Source organism: Methylobacterium sp. 13MFTsu3.1M2, assembly GCF_900112625.1.
In the GTDB taxonomy this organism is placed as follows: Bacteria; Pseudomonadota; Alphaproteobacteria; order Rhizobiales; family Beijerinckiaceae; genus Methylobacterium.
The window spans coordinates 72,950-93,204 of sequence record NZ_FOMM01000011.1; the positions used below are offsets into that span (position 1 = coordinate 72,950).

18 protein-coding genes and 1 tRNA gene are annotated in these 20,255 nt (G+C 71.0%); 7 read left to right on the plus strand and 12 right to left on the minus strand.

What is annotated here, in order from left to right:
* Nucleotides 1–87: 87 nt before the first annotated feature.
* A complete protein-coding gene (locus BM314_RS12045; protein ID WP_091978266.1) occupies nt 88–1,200 on the plus strand; it encodes an alpha/beta hydrolase in 1,113 nt (370 codons plus the stop codon).
* A 55-nt stretch (nt 1,201–1,255) separates the two neighbouring features.
* Here the strand turns inward: BM314_RS12045 and scpA are convergent, their stop codons facing one another.
* The 9 genes from scpA to BM314_RS12090 all read right to left on the minus strand — a co-directional run bounded on the left by scpA (nt 1,256) and on the right by BM314_RS12090 (nt 13,548).
* Nucleotides 1,256–3,421: a methylmalonyl-CoA mutase gene (gene scpA / locus BM314_RS12050; protein ID WP_056523306.1), complete on the minus strand. Its 2,166-nt coding sequence runs from the start codon at nt 3,419–3,421 to the stop codon at nt 1,256–1,258.
* A gap of 117 nt (nt 3,422–3,538) precedes the next feature.
* The gene (locus BM314_RS12055) at nt 3,539–4,258 is read right to left on the minus strand and encodes an SURF1 family protein (protein WP_091978267.1); all 720 of its coding nucleotides are present in this window, start codon (nt 4,256–4,258) and stop codon (nt 3,539–3,541) included.
* Nucleotides 4,259–4,332: 74 nt separating this feature from the next.
* Nucleotides 4,333–4,737: a cytochrome o ubiquinol oxidase subunit IV gene (gene cyoD, locus BM314_RS12060; RefSeq protein WP_091677584.1), complete on the minus strand. Its 405-nt coding sequence runs from the start codon at nt 4,735–4,737 to the stop codon at nt 4,333–4,335.
* Nucleotides 4,734–5,366: a cytochrome o ubiquinol oxidase subunit III gene (gene cyoC / locus BM314_RS12065; protein WP_020093234.1), complete on the minus strand. Its 633-nt coding sequence runs from the start codon at nt 5,364–5,366 to the stop codon at nt 4,734–4,736. The genes cyoD and cyoC overlap by 4 nt, the downstream gene beginning before the upstream one ends.
* A 4-nt stretch (nt 5,367–5,370) precedes the next feature.
* A complete protein-coding gene (gene cyoB / locus BM314_RS12070; RefSeq protein WP_020093235.1) occupies nt 5,371–7,371 on the minus strand; it encodes a cytochrome o ubiquinol oxidase subunit I in 2,001 nt (666 codons plus the stop codon).
* Between the two features lie 75 nt (nt 7,372–7,446).
* Entirely contained in the window at nt 7,447–8,679 is a 1,233-nt protein-coding gene (gene cyoA, locus BM314_RS12075) for a ubiquinol oxidase subunit II (protein ID WP_056523297.1), read from the minus strand.
* Between the two features lie 139 nt (nt 8,680–8,818).
* Entirely contained in the window at nt 8,819–10,150 is a 1,332-nt protein-coding gene (locus tag BM314_RS12080) for an MFS transporter (RefSeq protein ID WP_020093237.1), read from the minus strand.
* A 168-nt stretch (nt 10,151–10,318) separates the two neighbouring features.
* Nucleotides 10,319–12,505, minus strand: coding sequence for a glycosyltransferase family 2 protein (locus tag BM314_RS12085; RefSeq protein ID WP_091978268.1), 2,187 nt, complete (start codon nt 12,503–12,505; stop codon nt 10,319–10,321).
* A complete protein-coding gene (locus BM314_RS12090) occupies nt 12,505–13,548 on the minus strand; it encodes a hypothetical protein (RefSeq protein ID WP_091978269.1) in 1,044 nt (347 codons plus the stop codon). The genes BM314_RS12085 and BM314_RS12090 overlap by 1 nt, the downstream gene beginning before the upstream one ends.
* A gap of 476 nt (nt 13,549–14,024) precedes the next feature.
* On the opposite strand from BM314_RS12090, the gene BM314_RS12095 reads away from it, so the two are divergent.
* Nucleotides 14,025–14,099 (plus strand) — tRNA-Val (locus tag BM314_RS12095).
* Between the two features lie 217 nt (nt 14,100–14,316).
* Here the strand turns inward: BM314_RS12095 and BM314_RS12100 are convergent.
* Nucleotides 14,317–14,535, minus strand: coding sequence for a hypothetical protein (locus BM314_RS12100; protein WP_020093240.1), 219 nt, complete (start codon nt 14,533–14,535; stop codon nt 14,317–14,319).
* Between the two features lie 39 nt (nt 14,536–14,574).
* Nucleotides 14,575–14,904, minus strand: a complete 330-nt coding sequence (locus BM314_RS12105; RefSeq protein WP_020093241.1) for a hypothetical protein — start codon at nt 14,902–14,904, stop codon at nt 14,575–14,577.
* 297 nt (nt 14,905–15,201) lie between these two features.
* Between BM314_RS12105 and BM314_RS12110 the strand changes: the two genes are divergently transcribed.
* The 5 genes from BM314_RS12110 to BM314_RS12125 all read left to right on the plus strand — a co-directional run bounded on the left by BM314_RS12110 (nt 15,202) and on the right by BM314_RS12125 (nt 18,879).
* The gene (locus tag BM314_RS12110; protein WP_020093242.1) at nt 15,202–15,705 is read left to right on the plus strand and encodes a hypothetical protein; all 504 of its coding nucleotides are present in this window, start codon (nt 15,202–15,204) and stop codon (nt 15,703–15,705) included.
* A complete protein-coding gene (locus BM314_RS12115) occupies nt 15,702–16,199 on the plus strand; it encodes a hypothetical protein (RefSeq protein WP_056523291.1) in 498 nt (165 codons plus the stop codon). The genes BM314_RS12110 and BM314_RS12115 overlap by 4 nt, the downstream gene beginning before the upstream one ends.
* A 247-nt stretch (nt 16,200–16,446) precedes the next feature.
* Complete coding sequence (locus tag BM314_RS30570; protein WP_020093244.1) at nt 16,447–16,584, plus strand: hypothetical protein; 138 nt, start codon at nt 16,447–16,449, stop codon at nt 16,582–16,584.
* 170 nt (nt 16,585–16,754) lie between these two features.
* Nucleotides 16,755–17,534 carry an SDR family oxidoreductase gene (locus tag BM314_RS12120; protein ID WP_020093245.1) on the plus strand — a complete coding sequence of 260 codons (780 nt, stop codon included), beginning with the start codon at nt 16,755–16,757 and terminating at the stop codon, nt 17,532–17,534.
* Nucleotides 17,535–17,595: 61 nt separating this feature from the next.
* Nucleotides 17,596–18,879 carry an amidase gene (locus BM314_RS12125; protein WP_091978270.1) on the plus strand — a complete coding sequence of 428 codons (1,284 nt, stop codon included), beginning with the start codon at nt 17,596–17,598 and terminating at the stop codon, nt 18,877–18,879.
* Between the two features lie 24 nt (nt 18,880–18,903).
* Here BM314_RS12125 and BM314_RS12130 read toward each other — a convergent pair whose 3' ends face one another.
* Nucleotides 18,904–20,109: a serine hydrolase domain-containing protein gene (locus tag BM314_RS12130; protein WP_091978271.1), complete on the minus strand. Its 1,206-nt coding sequence runs from the start codon at nt 20,107–20,109 to the stop codon at nt 18,904–18,906.
* Nucleotides 20,110–20,255: the final 146 nt, after the last annotated feature.

Here is a 20,255-nt window from a genome sequence, read left to right on the forward strand (position 1 = left end):
GCCGCCTGCCGCTCCGGAGCGTTGCGCCCGCCGGTACCCGCCGGTTCAATCGCCCGAGCCGCCGGACAAGGCGGACCGGAGGAAACCATGGCGGACAGACCGATGCGGACAGATGCGAACGCGGCACGAATGGGCCGGGGCCTGGCCCGGCGCGAGTTGGTCGGGGCGCTCGCCGCCGGAGCGGCGCTCGCGGCCTCGGCGGCCCCTGCCGTCGCGGCTCCCGCGGCCCGGCTGGCCATGGAAGAGTTCCGCCTGCCCTGGAGCGAGCATGGCGTGGACATCTACGTGCGCAACAAGCGCCCGGCCGGCACCGACACGTTCCCGGGCGACCGGATCCTGCTCTACGTGCACGGCTCGACCTACCCGTCCTCCACGGCCTTCGACCTGCCGCTCGGCGGGCTGTCGGCCATGGACTACCTCGCGGGCCTCGGCTTCGACGTCTACTGCGTGGACCTGCCGGGCTACGGCCTGTCGGGGCGCCCGGCCGCCATGGACGCGCCGCCGGACGACAACCCGCCGCTGATGCGCACGCCCGACGCCGCCAAGGTGGTGGGGCAGGTCGTCGACTTCATCAAGAAGCGGCGCGGCGTCGAGAAGATCGACCTGATGGGCTGGTCCTGGGGGACCTCCACCATGGGGCTCTACACCAGCACCCACAACGACAGCGTCAACCGCCTCGTCCTCTACGCGCCGCAATGGCTCGCGCGCACGCCGGGCCTGATCGGCGGCGGCGGCAAGGTGGGGGCCTACCGCACCGTCAGCCGGGACAGCGCCCGGGCCCGCTGGCTGACCGGGGTGCCCGAGGACAAGAAGGCCGACCTGATCCCGGCGGGCTGGTTCGACCAGTGGGCCGACGCGACCTTCGCGACCGACGCGGCCGGGGCGAAGCGGTCGCCGCCGGTCCTGCGCGCGCCGAACGGCACGGTCGCCGACAAGGACGCCTACTGGGCGGCCGGCAAGCCGCTCTACGACCCGGGCGAGATCCGCGTGCCCGTGCTGATCATCCACGCCGAGTGGGACGCCGACCTGCCGAGCTACCAGGCCCAGGAATACTTCGCCAAGCTCACCCACGCCCCCTACAAGCGCTTCGTCGAGCTGGGGGAGGGCACCCATACGGTGATGATGGAGAAGAACCGCATGCAGTTCCTCCACGCCGTCGGGGCGTTCCTCACCGAGGCGGACCCGCAGGCGCTGAACTGAGGCGCTTTGGAATAAGGTCCGCGGCGGCCAGCCCGGCCGCCGCGGGAGGCTCGCCCTACTCCGCCGCCTGCCGGGCCGCGTAGCCCAGCCGCTCGTTCAGCGCGCGGATCAGCTTGGCTGCCGCCTCGGCGATCACCGTGCCGGGCGGGAAGATCGCCGCCGCGCCGGCCGCCGTCAGCGCCTCGTAGTCGCCCGGCGGGATGACGCCGCCGATGGCGATCATCACGTCGTCGCGGCCCTGCTCGGTGAGCGCCGCCTTCAGCTCCGGCACCAGCGTCAGGTGGCCGGCCGCCAGCGACGAGACGCCGACGATGTGGACGTCGTTCTCCACCGCCTGCCGGGCGGCCTCCGCCGGCGTGGCGAAGAGCGGCCCGATATCCACGTCGAAGCCGAGATCCGCGAAGGCCGAGGCGATCACCTTCTGGCCGCGGTCGTGACCGTCCTGGCCCATCTTGGCGACCAGGATGCGCGGCCGGCGGCCGTCGTTCTCCTCGAACGCCTCGACCAGCGCCCGGACTTCCTCGACCACTGGCGACATGCCCCCCACCTCGCGCTTGTAGACGCCGGAGATCGAGCGGATCTCGGCGCGGTGCCGGCCCCAGGCCTTCTCCAGGGCCTCGGAAATCTCGCCCACCGTCGCCTTGGCGCGGGCCGCGTCGACGGCGAGTTCGAGCAGGTTGCCGGTGCCGTCGGCGGCCTTCGTGAGCGCGTCGAGCCGGTCCGCGACCGTCGCCTCGTCGCGCTCGGCGCGCAGGCGCTTGAGCTTGTCGATCTGGAGCCGGCGGACGTTGCCGTTGTCCACCCGCAGCAGCTCGATCGCCATCTCGTCGTCGGCCCGGAACTTGTTCACGCCCACGATGGTCTGGCGGCCGGAATCGATCCGGGCCTGGGCCCGGGCCGCGGCCTCCTCGATGCGCAGCTTCGGGATGCCGGCCTCGATCGCCTTGGCCATGCCACCGAGCCCGTCGACCTCGCGGATGTGCTCCCAGGCGCGCGCCACCATGTCGGCGGTGAGCTTCTCCACGTAGTAGGAGCCGCCCCAGGGATCGACGATCCGGGTGGTGCCGCTCTCCTGCTGGAGGAACAGCTGGGTGTTGCGGGCGATCCGGGCCGAGAAATCGGTCGGCAGCGCCAGCGCCTCGTCCAGCGCGTTGGTGTGGAGCGACTGCGTGCCGCCCTGCGTCGCCGCCATCGCCTCGATGTTGGTGCGGGTGACGTTGTTGAACACGTCCTGGGCGGTGAGCGACCAGCCCGACGTCTGCGAGTGGGTGCGCAGGGCGAGCGACTTCTCCGACTTCGGATCGAACCCCTTCACGAGCTTCGCCCAGATCAGGCGCGCGGCCCGCATCTTGGCGACCTCCATGAAGAAGTTGGTCGAGATCGCCCAGAAGAACGACAGGCGTGGGGCGAACTGGTCGATGGTCAGCCCGGCCGCCAGCCCGGCCTTGATGTACTCGACGCCGTCGGCGAGCGTGTAGGCGAGCTCCAGGTCGTTCGTGGCGCCGGCCTCCTGCATGTGGTAGCCGGAGATCGAGATCGAGTTGAATTTCGGCATGTTCTTCGACGTGTAGGCGAAGATATCGGAGATGATCCGCATCGATCCCTTGGGGGGATAGATGTAGGTGTTGCGGACCATGAACTCCTTGAGGATGTCGTTCTGGATCGTGCCCGCGAGCTTCTGCGGCGGCACGCCCTGCTCCTCGGCGGCGACGATGTAGAGGGCGAGGATCGGCAGCACGGCGCCGTTCATCGTCATCGACACGGTCATCTCGTCCAGCGGGATGCCGGAGAACAGCGTGCGCATGTCGTAGATCGAGTCGATCGCCACGCCCGCCATGCCGACATCGCCCGAGACGCGGGGATGGTCGGAATCGTAGCCGCGGTGGGTGGCGAGGTCGAAGGCCACCGACAGGCCCTTCTGCCCGGCCGCGAGGTTGCGGCGGTAGAAGGCGTTCGAATCCTCGGCCGTGGAGAAGCCGGCATATTGCCGGATCGTCCAGGGCTGGGTGACGTACATGGTCGGGTAGGGGCCGCGCAGGAACGGCGCGATCCCCGGATAGGTGTCGAGGAACTCGATGCCCTCCCGGTCCTCCGGCCCGTAGCGGCCCTTCACCGGGATGCCCTCCGGCGTCATCCAGGGCTCGCCGAGCGCCGGGGCCGACACCGCGAGCGATTCGCCTGAGAACGGGACTTCGGCGAAGTTCGGGATGCGGGAGGTCATGGCGTTGACTCGTTGTGGCGTTTGTCACGCCATTATAGGGACCCGCTCGGAGCGGGCTACTCCCCTATCGGTCAAGCCTCGCGCGGAGGCCGCGCGGCGCCGGCGCCCCAGCAGGCCTCAGCGCGCCTCGGCGTCCCGGTCCCCCGGGCCGCGCCGCAGCAGGTAGATCACGGCGCCGGCGAGCATCAGCGCCATCCCGTACCACGTGATCGCGTAGACGAGGTGGTTGTTGGGGAAGGCGATCACCGTCAGGCCGCCCACCGGCAGGCCGCCCGGATTGGGTGTCGCGTCCGCGTCCACGAAGTAGGGGGCGACGTCGGTCAGGTCCCGGGCGGCGGCGATCGCCGCCACGTCGCGGGAATACCAGCGGCCGTCCTTCGGATCGTTGGCGCGCAGGAACGCCCCCCCGGGCTCGGTCAGCCGCAGGAGGCCGGTCACCGCGGTCTCGCCCGCGACCTGCCCGGCCGCCCGGGTCGCCGGGTCCCGACGGTCGCCGGGCACGAAGCCGCGATTGACCAGCACGACGGTCCCGTCCGGCCGCCGCAGGGGCGTCAGCACCCAGAAGCCGCCGCCCAGCTCGGTGACGGCCTGAACCAGGGTCTCGCGATCGTGCAGGAAGGTGCCGGAGAGCCGGACATGCCGGTAGGCGTCGTCGGGGCCGACGCGCGGCCACGCGGCGGCGCCGGGCGCCGGCACGGGCGGCGCGTGGACCCGGGCATCGACCCGGGCGATCAGGTCGAGCTTCCAGGCCCGCCGCTCCACCTGCCAGGTCCCGAGCCCCAGCAGCACCAGGAAGACGAGGCCCGCGCCGGCGCCGAACACGGCGCGCCGCAGCAACGAGAGCGGGGCCGGGGAGGGGCCCGGATCGGACCCCCCTCCCGACCCCGCGGGTCTCGAAACCGAACGCGCGCTCAGCGGGCGTTCTTCATGACGTCGTGGGCATCCATCGGCATCATGTTGTGGTTGAGGTGGTACATGACCCACACCGAGCCGGCGAGCATGATCACCACCAGCGTGATGGTGAAGATCAGCGCCATGAAGGTCCAGCCGCCCTCCGACTTCGTGCTCATGTGCAGGAAGTAGATGACGTGCACGACCATCTGGACGCCGCCGAGCGCCAGGATCACCAGGGTGGTGACGAGGCTGTTGTCGAGCACGTTGCCCATCACCAGCCAGAACGGGATCACCGTCAGGATCACCGACAGGACGAAGCCCGTCATGTAGCTCTGGAAGGTGCCGTGCCCGCCCTCGCTGTGGGCGTGGGGGTCGTGCGTGTCCTGACCGTGGCCGGTGAGGTGGTGTGCGTCGGCGCTCATTCGAGCACTCCCATCAGGTAGACGACGGTGAAGACGCCGATCCAGATCAGGTCGAGGAAGTGCCAGAACATCGACAGGCACATCAGCCGGCGCTTGTTCTCGACGATCAGGCCGCGCTTGCTGACCTGCACCATCAGCACGACGAGCCACAGGATGCCCATCGAGACGTGCAGGCCGTGGGTCCCGACGAGGGTGTAGAACGAGGACAGGAACGCGCTGCGCCAGGGCGGCGCGCCCTCGTGGAACAGGTGGACGAACTCCCGGATCTCCAGGGCCACGAAGGCGACGCCGAACAGGCCGGTGATGGCGAGCCAGATCTGCGTCTGCTTCACCCGGTCCCGGTCCATCTCCAGCATGGCGAAGCCGTAGGTGATGGACGAGAACAGCAGCATGGCGGTGTTCACCGCGATGCCCGGCAGGTCGAACAGCTCCTTCGGGGTGGGGCCGGCCGCGTAGCTGCGCCCGAGCACCCCGTAGGTCGCGAACAGGGTCGCGAAGATGAGGCAGTCGCTCATCAGGTAGAGCCAGAACCCGAGCATGGTCGAGCCCTCGGAATGATGGCCCTCCTCGTCGGTCTGGTAGAAGACCGGCGCCGCGGCGCCGGGGGGTGCAGTCTCCGCGTGCATCATCGGATCACGCCATCTCCAGTTCGCGCGTCCGCTGACCTTCCGTCCGACTGACGACGTCGGCGGGAATGTAGTAGTCGCGATTGTAATTAAAGGTGTGGGCGATCGCCACGACGAAGATCGCCACGAAGCTGAGGATCGCCAGCCACCAGACGTACCAGACCATGGCGATGCCGAAGGTGAAGTTCAGCGCCGCCAGGATCGCGCCGGCCGCGGTGTTCTTGGGCATGTGGATCGGCCGGTAGCCCTTGAGCGGGCGGTCGAAGCCGCGGTTCTTCATGTCCCACCACGCGTCGGAATCGTGGACCACCGGCGTGAAGGCGAAGTTGTAGTCCGGCGGCGGCGAGGAGGTGGACCATTCCAGCGTCCGGCCGCCCCACGGGTCGCCGCTGAGGTCGCGCAGCTTGTCGCGGTTCCGGATCGAGACCACGAACATGATGATCTGCGAGGCGATGCCGCAGGCGATCAGCGCCGCGCCGAAGGCCGCGATCACGAACCAGATCTGCAGCGACGGGTCGTCGAAGTGCTGCATGCGCCGGGTCACGCCCATCAGGCCGAGCACGTAGAGCGGCATGAAGGCGACGTAGAACCCGGTCACCCAGAACACGAGGGCCATCTTCCCCCAGAACTCGTCGAGCTTGAAGCCGAAGGCCTTGGGGAACCAGAAGGTCACGCCGGCGAACATGCCGAACAGCACGCCGCCGATGATCACGTTGTGGAAGTGCGCGATCAGGAACAGCGAGTTGTGCAGGACGAAGTCCGCCGGGGGCACAGCGAGCAGGACGCCGGTCATGCCGCCGATCACGAAGGTGACGATGAACGCCACCACCCACAGCATCGGCACCTCGAACCGGATCCGGCCGCGGTACATCGTGAACATCCAGTTGAAGATCTTCGCGCCCGTCGGGATCGAGATGATCATGGTCGTGATCCCGAAGAACGAGTTCACGTCCGCGCCCGAGCCCATCGTGAAGAAGTGGTGCAGCCACACGAGGTAGGCGAGGATGGTGATCACCACCAGCGCGTAGACCATCGAGGTGTAGCCGAACAGGCGCTTGCCGCAGAAGGTCGAGGTGATCTCCGAGAACACGCCGAAGGCCGGCAGGATCAGGATGTAGACCTCCGGGTGACCCCAGATCCAGATCAGGTTGAAGTACAGCATGGCGTTGCCGCCGAGGTCGTTCGTGAAGAAGTGCGTGCCGACGTAGCGGTCGAGCGACAGCATCGCGAGAACGGCCGTGAGGATCGGGAAGGCGGCCACGATCAGGATGTTGGTGCACAGCGACGACCAGACGAAGATCGGCAGCTTCATCATGGTCATGCCGGGCGCCCGCATCTTCACGATGGTAGCGATCAGGTTGATCCCTGAGAGCAGCGTCCCGATGCCGGCGATCTGCAGGGCCCAGATGTAGTAGTCGACGCCCACGCCGGGGCTCATCGCCGCCCCCGAGAGGGGCGGGTAGGCCAGCCAGGTGGCGCGGGAGAACTCGCCGACGAACAGCGAGACCATCACCAGCATGCCGCCGGCGACCGTCATCCAGAAACTGAAGTTGTTCAGGAACGGGAAGGCGACGTCGCGGGCGCCGATCTGCAGCGGCACGGCGAAGTTCATGAGCCCCGTGACGAACGGCATCGCCACGAAGAAGATCATGATCATGCCGTGGGCGGTGAAGATCTGGTCGTAGTGGTGCGGCGGCAGGAAGCCCTGCTGGTCGCCGAACGCGACCGCCTGCTGCGAGCGCATCAGGATCGCGTCGGCGAAGCCGCGCAGCAGCATGATGCCCGCGAAGATGCAGTACATGATGCCGATCTTCTTATGGTCGATCGACGTGATCCAGTCACGCCACATCGGCCCCCAGAAGCGGTAGTAGGTGATGACGCCGAGCACGGTGAGGCCGACGACGGCCACGCCGGCGAACGTCCCCTGCAGGATCGGCTCGTGATAGGGGATCTGCTCGATCGTGAATCGCCCGACGAGCAGCTGCTGTAGGTCCAGGTTTGCGAACATGGGATCGGCCCGTTCAGTGGGTTCGACGGCGACCGCCGGTTGTGTGTGTGGAGTCCGCTGTCAGCACGCGCGGCCTCACTGGTTCAGCTGCTTCGGGGCGATCTGGATGCCCCCGCTCCGACCCCCGCCGGAGCCCTGGCCCGTGGCGTCGGGCGGCGTCGTCTGGCCCCGGACGTCCGGGTTGCCCATGTCGGGCCGCGGCTGCATGCCCTGCGGCTGCGTCTGGCCGTGCGGCGCGGTCCCGGAGGCCGGCGCCGTCGCGCCCGGCCCCTCGACGCCGCGCTCGGCGAGCCGGTTGTCGTACCGGAGACGCGCGTAGTTCTCCGCGGCCTCCGCGCCGGTGGCGCCGCCCTGCGCGTCGATCTTCGCCATCTCGCCGACGCACATCTGGTCGGGCCGGGGGCACATGCCGATGATCCGGTCGTACAGGCCCTTCATGTAGGACTTGTAGAACCGTGCCGGCTCGGCCTCGCTCGGCTCCTCCAGCTTCAGGTAGGCCTCCTGGGTCAGCTCGCCGCCCTCGGCCTTGGCCTTGGCGATCCACTGGTCGAACTTGTCGTCGGTCAGGCCGTGGAACTTGAAGAACATGTTGGAGAAGCCGGCGCCGCTGTAATGCGCCGAGCGGCCCTCGTAGGCGCCCTCGCGGTTGATCACCGCGTGGAGCTGGGTCTGCATGCCCGGCATCGCGTAGACCATGCCGGCGAGCGTAGGCACGTAGAACGTGTTCATCACGTCGGTGGCGGTGATCTTGAAGCGGATCGGCCGGTCCACCGGCGCGGCCAGCTCGTTGACCGTGGCGATCCCGTATTGCGGGTAGAGGAAGAGCCACTTCCAATCCATGGCCACGGCCTCGACCTCGAGCGGCACCGTCCCGGCCGGGACGTCGCGCTTCGGGTCGATCTTGCTGAGCGGCCGGAACGGATCGAGGGTGTGGGTCCCGATCCACGTGAGGGCGCCCAGGGCGATGATGATCATCAGCGGCGCCGTCCAGATCAGCACCTCGAGCTGCGTCGAGTGGTGCCATTCGGGATCGTAGACCGCGTCCTGGTTGCTGGCGCGGTAGCGCCACGCGAAGATCAGCGTGAAGGCGATCACCGGGACGATGATCAGGAGCATCAGCCCGGTCGCCGCCAGCACGAGGTTGCGCTGCTGCTCGGCGACGTAGCCGGCCGGGTGCAGGACCACGAAGTTGCAGCCGCCGAGCAGGGTCAGGAGCGGCAGGGCGAGGAGCGGCAGGAGGCGCCGAGCGCGACCGCCTCGGCGGGTCGCGGTGTCGGTCCTGTCCGGTCGATGGATCGTGGATGTCACAGCACGCGTCTCGTCATCCCAGGCCGCTGCCGCGGCACTTCTGCCATGCCGCTGCCGCGGCGCTTCTGCCGTACCGCGCGAGGCGGCGTTCCAGTCAGCTCACGGGCGGGCCGGGCGGCCTGCGCCGCCGGCCGCCGACTCACATCTGGCGCAGTTCCGACCGGTCGGTGAACAGGGCCACGAGGCTGCAGACCGCGCCGGAGAGGAGGTAGACGCCGATCATCGCCAGGCCGTAGCGCTGCGACAGGAACAGGGCCACCAGGGGCGCGAAACCGGCCCCGATCAGCCACGCGAAGTCGGAGGTCAGCGCCGCGCCGGTGTAGCGGTAGCGGTTGCCGAGGCGGGCGCTCACCGCTCCCGCGGTCTGGCCGTAGGCGAGGCCGAGCAGCATGAAGCCGATCGTGACGTAGATGGTCTGGCCGATGGCGCTCTCGCCGAACAGGAGCGGCGCGATGATGCTGCCGACGGCGAAGAAGCCGATCAGCGAGCTGCTCATGATCAGGCAGTTGCGGCGGCCGATCTGGTCGGCGATCAGCCCCGAGGCCGCCACCGCGCCGGCGCACACGATCGCGCCGGAGAACTGCACGATCAGGAACTCGCCCGGCGAGCGGGTCGTGCTGTTCAGCGCGAGCCACGCGATCGGGAAGATCGTCACGAGGTGGAACAGCGCGAAGGCGGCGAGCGGCACGAAGGCGCCGCGGACCACGTCGCCGGCGTGGTGGCGGAACAGCTCCAGGGCCGGGACCGGGCGCAGCCGGTCGAGGTCCATCATCCGGGCGAACTCGTCGGTGGCGACGAGGCGCAACCGGGCGAACAGCGCGACCACGTTGATGGTGAAGGCGCAGTAGAACGGGAAGCGCCAGCCCCAGTCGATGAAATCGGCCTCGTCGAGATTGACGATGAAGAACGCGAACAGGGCGCTCGCCACCATGAAGCCCAAAGGCGCGCCGAGCTGCGGGATCATCGCGTACCAGCCGCGGCGCTCCCGCGGGGCGTTCATGGCGAGCAGCGAGGCGAGGCCGTCCCAGGCGCCGCCGAGGGCGAGACCCTGCAGGATCCGCAGGCCGGCCAGGATGTAGACCGCCGAGATGCCGATGCTGTCGTAGCGCGGCAGGAAGCTCACCGCCGCCGTCGACCCGCCGAGCAGGAACAGGGCCGTGGTCAGCTTGACGCTGCGGCCGTGGCGCCGGTCAATCGCCATGAACAGCACGGTGCCGAGCGGCCGGGCGATGAAGGCGAGGGCGAAGATCGAGAAGGCGTAGAGGGTGCCCTTCAGCGGGTCGACGAAGGGGAAATACACCTTCGGGAAGACCAGCACGCAGGCGATGCCGAACACGAAGAAGTCGAAGTATTCGGACGCGCGTCCGATCACCACGCCGATAGCGATCTCGTTGGGGTGGACCTTGTGGTCTCCCATCGCCTGCTGGGCGTCGCGCTCCAAGCCCGCGACCGTAGGGGTGTTCGCACTCATCTCTGATTGTCGCCCTCGCCGCGCGCCCGTGGGGACGCCTTGGCCGGAACTGCCTCTTGCGGCATGTCCAGAGGTACCGCAACCGGCTCCGGACGCAAGTTTACCCACTGACGCATGCATAGCACCGCGCGGTCGCGACCACCGGTGTCGCCACCGGGTGAGGACCGCTCACACGCGGTAATGGGCGGAATTCCGTGACAGGTTGATGTTGTAATAGGGGTCGGCACGCAGCTCCGGGCCCCAGCGGTCGAGCATGGTCAGCACCTCGCCCTCGAAGCGCTTCTGCTTCTCCGGCGTGTCCTCGGCCCCGCGGCTCTTCGACTCGTGATGAATCAATTTCGCGAAGGGGGTCCAGACGATCCGGTAGCCGGACCGGCGGATCTTCAGGCAGAGGTCGACGTCGTTGAAGGCGACCTTCAGGGCCTGCGCGTCGAAGCCGCCGACCTCCGCGAACACGTCCGCCCGCATGGCCAGGCACGCGCCGGTGACCGCCGAGACCTCGTGGGCGATGACCATGCGGCAGAAATAGCCCGGATCCGCGTCCGCGACGCCGAGATGGCTGTGGCCGGCCACGCCCCCGATCCCGAGGACGATGCCGCCGTGCTGGATCGTGTGGTCCGGGTAGAGGAGCTTGGCCCCGACGGCCCCGATCTCCGGCCGCACGGCGTGGCGGACCAGCTCGGCCAGCCAGCCGGGCTCGAGCACCTCGATGTCGTTGTTGAGGAACAGGAGCACCGCGCCGGTGGCCGCGGCCGCGCCGCGATTCGACAGATCCGAGAAATTGAACGCCCCCGGCACCGGCACGACGCGCACCCGCGGATCGTCCCGGTAGCGGGCGAACAGGGCGGCGGTCTCGGGCTCGCGGCTGTCGTTGTCGACGATGATCACCTCGATGTCGGGGTAGTCGGTCGCGCCGAGCAGCCCGTCGAGGGTCACCGACAGGATCTCGGCCCGGTCGCGGGTCGGGATGATCGCGGAGACCCGCGGCGGCGACGCCGGCAGCGGCCGGACCAGGCGGTTGAAGCCGCCGGGACCGCGCTCCGCGCGGCCGCCCCAGGGCGCCACGACCTCCTCCAGGGCGCGCAGGCGCGCGGCCTCCGCCCGGGCGAGCGCCCGGTCCGAGAAGGTCCCGGAGCCCTGCGCGGCGCGCCAGTGATAGAGCACCCGCGGGATGTGGCGGATGCGGGCGGGGTCGAGCCCGTCGGTCAGCCGCAGCAGCAGGTCGTGGTCCTGACTGCCCTCGAAGCCGGGGCGCAGGCCGCCGACGGCGCGCAGCGCCTCGGTGCGCACGACCGTGAGGTGGTTGATGTAGTTCTGGGCGTAGAGCAGCTCGCGGTCGAAGCAGGACTTGAAGTGCGGGTCGAACCGCCGGCCGCGCCCGTCGATCTTGTCTTCGTCGCTGTAGATCAGCACGAGGCCCGGGTCGCGGCGCAGCGCCCGGGCGACCTCGTAGAGGGCGTCCTCGGTGAGCGCGTCGTCGTGGTCCATGAAGGCGCAGACCGCCCCCCGGGCCATGCCCAGCGCGTCGTTGGTCGCCCGGGCGATGTGGCCGTTCTCCGTCCGGGCGAGGACGCGGATGCGCGGGTCGGCCTCGGCCGCCCGGCTCAGGATCCGCGGGATCTCGGGGCGCGTGGAGGCGTCGTCCACGGCGCACAGTTCCCAGTGGGGGTAGAGCTGCGCGCGCAGCGAGGCCAGGGCCGCGCGCAGCACCTTCGGGTCCGGATCGTGGACCGGCATCAGCACGGAGATCAGGGGCGGATCGGTCCAGGCGGCGATCTCGGCGGCGATCCCGTCCCGCTCCGCGCGGCGCAGGGTGTGGGTCCCGAGCCAGGCCTCGTAGCCGCTCACGCGCCGGTGGCGCAGCGCCCGGCCCAGGAAGCCCCGCGCGCGCACCTTCTTGCCGAGGATCCGCCAGGTGAAGGCCTGCACGGTCAGGCCGGGATCGCGCAGGAGCCCGCGGGCGGCCAGGACCGGCCGGGCGAGGCGGCGCACGGCGATCCGGCGCAGCCGGACCGGGACGCGCCCGGCCGGGTCGGCGACGCGCAGCTCGACGACGTCCTCGGGCAGGCAGCCGATCCACGCGAAGGCGCCGCCGCCTCGGGCCTCCTGCGGCAGCAGCGTGCCCGCCCGTCCGTCGGGACCGACGAAGCTGATGTCGGGGAGGGTGTCGCGGGCCTCGGCCGGGTCGTTGGACAGGATGATCTCGACCCAGCGGCCCGCGAGATCCGGCAGCGCGACGCGCAGCCCGTCGGAGCCCGCCCGCGCCGGGAGGGCGCGCCGCTTGCCCCAGAGCCCCGCGACCTGCGCCGTCGGGAGGCGGAGTTCGGGCACCGCCGGCCCGGTCGAACGCACCATCAACTCCAGCTCTTGTCGACCGAGGCCTTCACGGCATCCGACATGGCCACGTCGAACACGATCATGTCCTCGACCGCCTTGACGCTCTTCAGGCGCTCGGCCAGCGCCAGCGTCTCGGCCGGCACCGGCGGCGGCGTCGGGATCGGCGCGCCGATCCCGAGGCGGTCGAACAGCGTCGACGCGAAGGCGGGGAAGCGGGTCTTGTGGCCGACGATCCCGACCCGGGCGAGAATCTCGATCGCCGCGATCGAGTTGCCCGGATGCAGCCGGTCGTCCGGCATGCGGGTCCCGAGCTGGCGGGTCAGGGGGTTGTAGAGCAGCCGGTAGGCGGGCTCGGGCAGCATCCGGAAGAAGCGCTTGAGGCTCTTCACGTCGGAGAAGTCGTACCCGTCCGCGAAGGCGGCGGCCTCGGCCAGCGGCCCCAGGCGCCAGCTGCGCGCCGGATCGGCCGCATCCGCGGCCCGGGCCTTCAGCCAGCGCATCCGGGCCGCCATCTCGATCTGCGGTTCCTGGAGCAGGATGGCCGTGACCATCAGGTCCGGCGTCATGAAGTTCTCGTAGCGCGGGATGGTCACGGCGCCCGACAGGAAGGCCGACGGGGCGGCCGGGCCGGCCAGGACGCAGCTCAGGATCTCGTCCGGCAGCTTGTGGATGCCGAAGTAGCAGTGCTGGAAATACGGGAAGAGCGCCGTCTGGAGGACGGTCTCGGGCTCGATGCCGGTGTTGATCAGCATGGTCCGCAGCCGGATCTGACCCTCGACCGGCATGCGACGGTAGACCAGCACGTTGGTGTCGGCATCGTAGAGTTCGAGCCGCGGGATCTCGGACAGGCCCGGCACCTCGGCCTCGCTGACCACGAAGGTGCATTGCCCGGTGGCGTGCCAGCCGTTGCGCTTGAACGCCTCGTCGATGACGCTGGCCGGGACCTCGGCCACGCGTCGGCCGTCGACCGCGACCACGACCCGGCTGATGGCGAGGGGATTGTCCGGCACGATCCAGCCGCGGATCGAGTCGCCCTGATCGTGGTCGATGAAGTAGCGCATGTCCTGAAGCGTGAGGCGGCGGCATGCCGGCGCCGAGTGTCCGCCATGTGTCGCGGCGCGGCCGGATGCCGAGCGGCAGGGCCATAGCGCATTTTCCCGTCGGCGTGCACCATGGCGCGTTCGGCCCGGAGACGGATCCCGGCGGGTTGCCCCCGCCGGCTCGTTCTCCCCGTCTCTAAGCCATTGACGCAGAATGCGCTATCCGCGCGCGGCGCGGGGCGATCGGGTCGGCGCGCGCCGCGGCCGGACCATTGAGGGACGCGATCGATCGGCCTGGTCACGCAGGTTCCGCTTGCGCCCTCGCCGGGCAGCCGCTATAGGCCCCGCCCACCGGAGCCCGAACGGCGCCGGCCCGGACGCGCAGCTCGGGGGGAGAGCACTACCTTGACACGGTAGTCGGCACTCTCATAAGTTACTGAGCGGTCTGGACTATTTCGATGGCTTGCAGGTTCGTCGAACCTGATCGCGGTCGATACGGAGACGTAGCACAGCGGTAGTGCATTCCCTTGACATGGGAAAGGTCACAGGTTCGATCCCTGTCGTCTCCACCATTCGACGCCGTGACTCCCGGCCCGTCTCCAGATTGAACGCCCCAGACTGACGTCACGGCAGGATCGCCCACCGAGAGGGGTTCTCCGAACCCGTCGCGGCCTCCGGCATCGCGCCTGCCCGCTCCTTCCTCACGGCGTCGCTCGTGCCTCCTCTCGCGTGGCGAGACGGCGAGGCTCGAGCAGAACCGATGCCCGCCCCGTCGGCGGGACCGGGATCCTACGGGATCGCGGCGCGGGCGAGGGCCGCGCGGCGCAGCCGACAGGCGGCCTCCGTGACACGGCGCGAGCGGTCCCGTCCCGCGTCCGGCCGCGCGCGGTCGCAGGTCTTCGCGACCGCGTCCAGCACGGCCGAGGCCGCCGCCATGAGGGCCAGCGTCGTCGCCGAACCGACCGAGACCAGGAAGAAGATCGTTGCGATGACTTGCGGAGCGGTCATGACGCACCTCCTCGGGTGCTTCGCGGTGATGCGGGAGACTTATGGCCGGTGCGGCGGGAACAGCGTGCGGCCGAGCACGGGCCGTGTCGCGTCGGGCGCACCGCCCGCGGGCTCCGGACGGGGGGAGAACCTCAGCTCGATCGTCCGGCCCTCGCGCGCGACGACCTCGCAGGCCTGGTTCAGCAGCAGGGCGATCGAGACGAGCCGGACGGCCTGCGGTGGCACCGCCTCCGGCTGGACCTCGATCCGCGCCCCGGATGTCCTGAGCTCCCAGATCAGGCAGTCACAGCATTCCTGCGGGTGCCCGAAGAAGATCTGTCCGGTCTTGAAGGCCGGCCTCCAGGCCTCTTCCATGCGGTTCCCGGCCATCGCGATCTCCTGCAGAACAACCATTTCAGCCCGTACCGATGAGCTGAATACGCGGTCATTCCGGGCGCGAATTCCGTATCAAACAGCACATCCGGCGAGCGCGCCGGCAATCCTGCCGCCGGCTTCGATCCGGCGATCCGGGGCCCGGCGCGAGGCCCGCCCGGCCGTGGCCGCCGCGCGCGGATCGGCCGCCGTCATCAATTGTCCAATACCCGATCGCCCGTCGTTTAATCCTTCGTTAACCATTCTAAACAGCTTAGTCGGATCAGAATCGCGTACACAGGGAGCAGGGGATCCGTGAGCGAGCTGCAGAGGCTTCTGAGCGATCCTCGGTTCCGGCCCGCAGACAAGGCCAAGCGCGGCGCCGCGTCCGAACCCGACCTCGGCAACGTCCTGCGCGCCGTCGCGTCGCTGCACGCGCGGGCCGAGTCCCCGACACCGCCGGCCGCGCCGCGGGACTGGGACGCGCTGATCCACCGGGTGCAGACCGCCGCCCGCCAAGCGCGCGTGATCGAGGCCCAGGCGCGCGAGCGGGAGGCGCGGATCGAGCAGGTGCTGGATCAGGTCCGCGAGGAGGTCCACGCCTCCAACGAGCGCGCCCGGATGGCCGAGATGCAGGCGCGCGAGGCCCAGCTGCGCGCCGAGGCGCAGGTCGTCGCCGCCGAGGAGCGCGCCAAGGCGGCGGAGGCCCGCGCCCGCGCCGCCGAGGATCGGGCCCGGCAGGCAGAGGACTGGCTGGACCGTGTCCAACAGGCGATCCTGTCCGAGTTCTCGGACCTCACCGAGCAGGCCGCGGCATGAGCGCCGCCCGCGCGTGGGCCGAGCCGACGGCGCCCCATCCCCTGTCCGACCCGGCCCTGCCGCGCGACGGCCACGCCGACCCGATCGACCGGGTCGTGGCGCTGTTCTCCGGCGCCGCGGCCGCATCCCCCGCGCCCGCCTCCCCGGCGGCCGAGGATGACTGGTCGACCTCCCTGACCGCCGTGCGCGGCGCCGCGGCGCGGGTCCGCGCCCTGCAGGCGAGCGCCCGCGACTCCGTCCGGGAGGCTCAGAGTTCCGTGCGGGCGGCCGAGACGGCGCTCCGCGCGGCCGAGGAGCGGGCCCGCCACGCCGAGGCGCTCCTGCAGGCGGCACTCGCCCGGGCCGAGCGGGCCGAGGCGCAGGCCCGCGCGTCGGACGAGCGGGCCGAACGGGCGGAGGCCCAGCGGGCCGAGGCGCGGGCGTGGCTGCGCCGGATGCACGAGTGCATGGTCAACGAGTTCGGCGCCCTGTCCGGAGCGGCGGATCAGCCCTGAGCCGGCGCGCACCGGCCCCGGTCGCCCGGACATCCGGCCGGGATCGCGCGGACCCGCGATGCGTCGGCCTCGGCCGAGCGTCCGACGCCACCATGACGCGCGATGGCCGCCGCGACGCGGGCCGGCCGCGCAGATCTCCTCCGGGGTCCCGCAATTACGAGCACTCGCCTTAAGTCGTCGAAAACAATTCTCAGGATATGGAATTCTGATCTCGTCGCCTCGACACCGTCCGCCTGGCAGGATCGCCGTGACCCTCAGCCTCGTCCTCAGCACGTCCCTTCCGCTCCTCACCGGGGCGGTGGCCCTGCTGTGGGCGGGCTTCGTCGCTCCGGAGCGGGAGGAGCGTCCGGACGTGCCCGGCGCCCGCGACCTGCGCACGTGGTGAGCGCCGGATCCCGGTTCCGGCCGTGAGGCGCCCGCCGAACCGGCCCTCCGGAGGCGGAGAGACCCCGAGAGGCCCCGCGCCCCGTCCCGGGCCGCTTCCGGGGACGGCACCCGGCGCGCTATGACGCGCCGGACGCCCTCGCGGCGAGGGCCGGCTCACGGAGGCTTCCCATGGATCTCGGCTTGAGCGGACGCCGGGCGCTCGTCTGCGCGGCGAGCAAGGGACTGGGCAAGGGCTGCGCCCTGGCGCTCGCCCGGGAGGGCGTCGCGGTGACGATCACGGCCCGCACCGCGGAGACGCTGGAGCGGACCGCGGACGAGATCCGCGCCGCGACGGGCGTCACCGTCACCGCCGTCGCGGGCGACATCGCCACCGAGGCCGGCCGGGCCGCCGCGCTCGCCGCCTGCCCCGAGCCCGACATCCTGGTCAACAATGCCGGCGGCCCGCCCCCCGGCGATTTCCGCGAGTGGGACCGCGACGCCTGGATCCGGGCGCTCGACGCCAACATGCTGGCGCCGATCGCGCTCATCAAGGCGACGGTCGACGGGATGATCGACCGCGGGTTCGGCCGGATCGTCAACATCACCTCCGGCGCCGTGAAGGCGCCGATCGAGCATCTCGGCCTGTCGAACGGCGCCCGCTCGGGGCTGACGGGCTTCGTGGCCGGCCTGGCGCGCAAGACCGTGCGGCACGGCGTGACGATCAACAACCTGCTGCCCGGCCCCTTCGACACCGACCGGATCCGCGGCAACGCCGCCGCGGGGGCCGCCAAGGCCGGCACCTCCGTGGAGGCGTTCCTGGAGGCGCGGGCCCGCGACAACCCCGCCGGCCGCTTCGGCCACCCCGACGAGTTCGGCGCCGCCTGCGCGTTCCTGTGCAGCCAGCAGGCGGGCTTCATCACCGGGCAGAACCTGCTGATGGATGGCGGCGCCTATCCCGGCACGTTCTGACGCGGACCGGCCCGACCGGCCCTCCGCTTGCAGGGCCGGATCAGATCATGCGGTGAGGACCATGAGCGTACGCGAGACCCTCGAGGCCCGGCTGGCCCGGATCGCCGCGGGGGACCCGGCGGTCTTCACCCGCCTCTACCCGGAGCAGGCCCGCGCGGCGGCGGACGCCGCCGATGCGCGCCGCCGGGACGGGATCTCCCTCGGCCCCCTCGACGGCGCGATGGTCTCGATCAAGGACCTGTTCGACGTGGCGGGCGAGACGACGCGCGCCGGCTCGGTCCTCTTGGCCGACGCGGCGCCGGCGCGGTCCGACGCCCCGGTGGTCGCCCGCCTGCGCCGCGCCGGCGCGGTGATCCTGGGCAAGACCAACATGTCCGAGTTCGCCTTCTCGGGGCTCGGCCTCAACCCGCATTACGGCACCCCCGGCAACGCCGCCGATCCGGCGCGCATCCCGGGGGGCTCGTCCTCCGGCGCCGGGGTCTCGGTGGGGCAGGGGACGAGCGACATCGCGATCGGGTCCGACACGGGCGGCTCCGTCCGGATCCCGGCCTCGCTGAACGGCGTCGTCGGCTTCAAGCCGACCGCGAGCCGCGTGCCGCTGGAGGGGGCGTTCCCGCTGTCCTACGCCCTCGATTCCCTGGGGCCGCTCGCCCGGACGGTCGCGGATTGCGCGGCCGCCGACGCCGTGATGGCGGGCGAGGAGCCCGCGCCGCTGGAGGCGCTCGCCGTCGCCGGCCTGCGCATCGGCGTGCCGCGGGGCCTGCTGTTCACCGAGACGGAGGCGCCGGTCGCCGAGGCCTTCGAGCGGGTGCTGTCCCGCCTGTCCCGGGCCGGCGCCCGGATCGCCGATCACCCGATCGACGACCACCTCGCCGCCATGGACGCGGCGCTCCCGGACGGCTCCCTCGCGGCGATCGAGGCCGCGGCGATCCACGCCGACTGGCTGGACAGCGCGGCCGGCCGCTACGACCCGCGGGTGCATCGCCGCATCGTGGCCGGCCGGAATGCGACGGCCGCGGGCTACATCCGGACGATGCGCCGGCGGGCCACGCTGATCGCCGCCTTCGACCGGCACCTCGCCCCGCTCGACGTGCTGGCGCTCCCGGCGACCGCCGCGACGGCGCCGCTCACCGCCCCGCTGGCGGCGGACGACGCGGCCTTCCTGGCGGCCAATCGCCTGATGCTGCGCAACACCGCCTTCGGCAATTTCTTCGATCTCACCGGCCTGTCCCTGCCGATGCCGGGCCTGCCCCGGCCGGCCGGCCTGATGCTGCTGGCCCGGCACGGACAGGACCGCCGGCTCCTGGCGATCGGGGTCGGGATCGAGGCCGCGCTGGCGGGGTGAGCGCCCCGCGCGGCCCGGGCCCGCTCAGCGGATCTGGCGGGACAGCGCCACGCCGAGGCGCTCCGCGCCGATCTTCGGCTGGCCGCCGGCCACGAAGACGACGAGATCCTTGCCCGGATTGACGACGACCACGCTGTTGAAGCCGTCGGTCCCCCCGACCTTCAGGAAGACCGGCCGCTGGCCCGCGTCCGGGTCGCCGATCTCCTCGATCCAGGCCATGCCCTGCCGGAAGGTCTGTCCCTCCGGCTGGTAGAGCGGCGTCATCGCCTCGCGCAGCGCCCGGGTGAGCGCTGGCGGCACGGGCGCGCCGTTCACCGCCTCGTGCCCGAGCGCCGCCTCGCCGAAGGCGAGCATGTCGGTGGCGGTCGAGCGGAGCGCTCCCGCGGCGTACCACGCGAAGACCGGCCAGGGCATGACCGGCTGGCCCTCCATCCCGTAGCCCTGCGCGAGACGCGCGCGGTCGGCCGGCTTCACGGTGACCGCCGTGCTGGTCATCCCGAGCGGCCCGGTGATCCGCTCGTGCACGAGGCTCTCCCACGGCGCGCCGAGACGTTCGGAGAGAACGTAGCCGAGCAGGCCGATGCCGGCATTCGAGTACCGGTAGGGGGCGGGCAGGGCGCAGCCGCCCGCCTCGGATCCCTCCGGGCTCCAGCGCGACACCCAGGCCAGGAACGCTTCCGGCGGGTAGGTCCGGACGCTGCGCTCCGCCAGGGCACGCGGCAGGTCGCCCGGCAGCGTAGGCATCCCCGAGGTGAAGTCGGCGAGCTGCAGCGGCGTGATCTGGGCCGTGCAGGGCCGGAGCCGCAGGTTCGGCAACAGCTCCTGCAGCGGCGTGTCGGGACGCAGGCGGCCCGCATCGACGGCCTCGGCGAACAGTGCGGTCGTGAACACCTTGGTGATCGAGCCGATCTCCACGATCGTGTCGGACCGGTAGGGCGCGCCGCCGGCCCCGTTAAACCCGAAGTAGCTGCGCCGCCCCCGGTGGCTCACGCCCACGATCAGGCCCGGGATCGCCCCGCGCGCGACCCAGGCGCCGGCCAAGCGCTCGACGACCGCCCGCAGCGCGTCCACCTCCGCGCCGGCCGCGAGGTCGGCCGGGCGCCCGGCCCCCTCACCGAAGCCGTCCTGCGCGCCGCCGGGACCGGCGGCGAGCGCGAGGACGAGGGCGGCGAGGCCGGCCGTCACGATGGGTCGAGACCGTCCGCCGGCCCGACGATCCGTGCTGTTCATGGTCCTCCTCCCGATCCGTCACCGGCGCGCCAGGTGCGTCAGATTGGAACGGATGCATTGACGAACACTGAATACAGAACGGAAATCGCGCAGCTCATAAATGATGATGCGTAGTTGATACAGGTATTGACTGAATGCGGGCCATT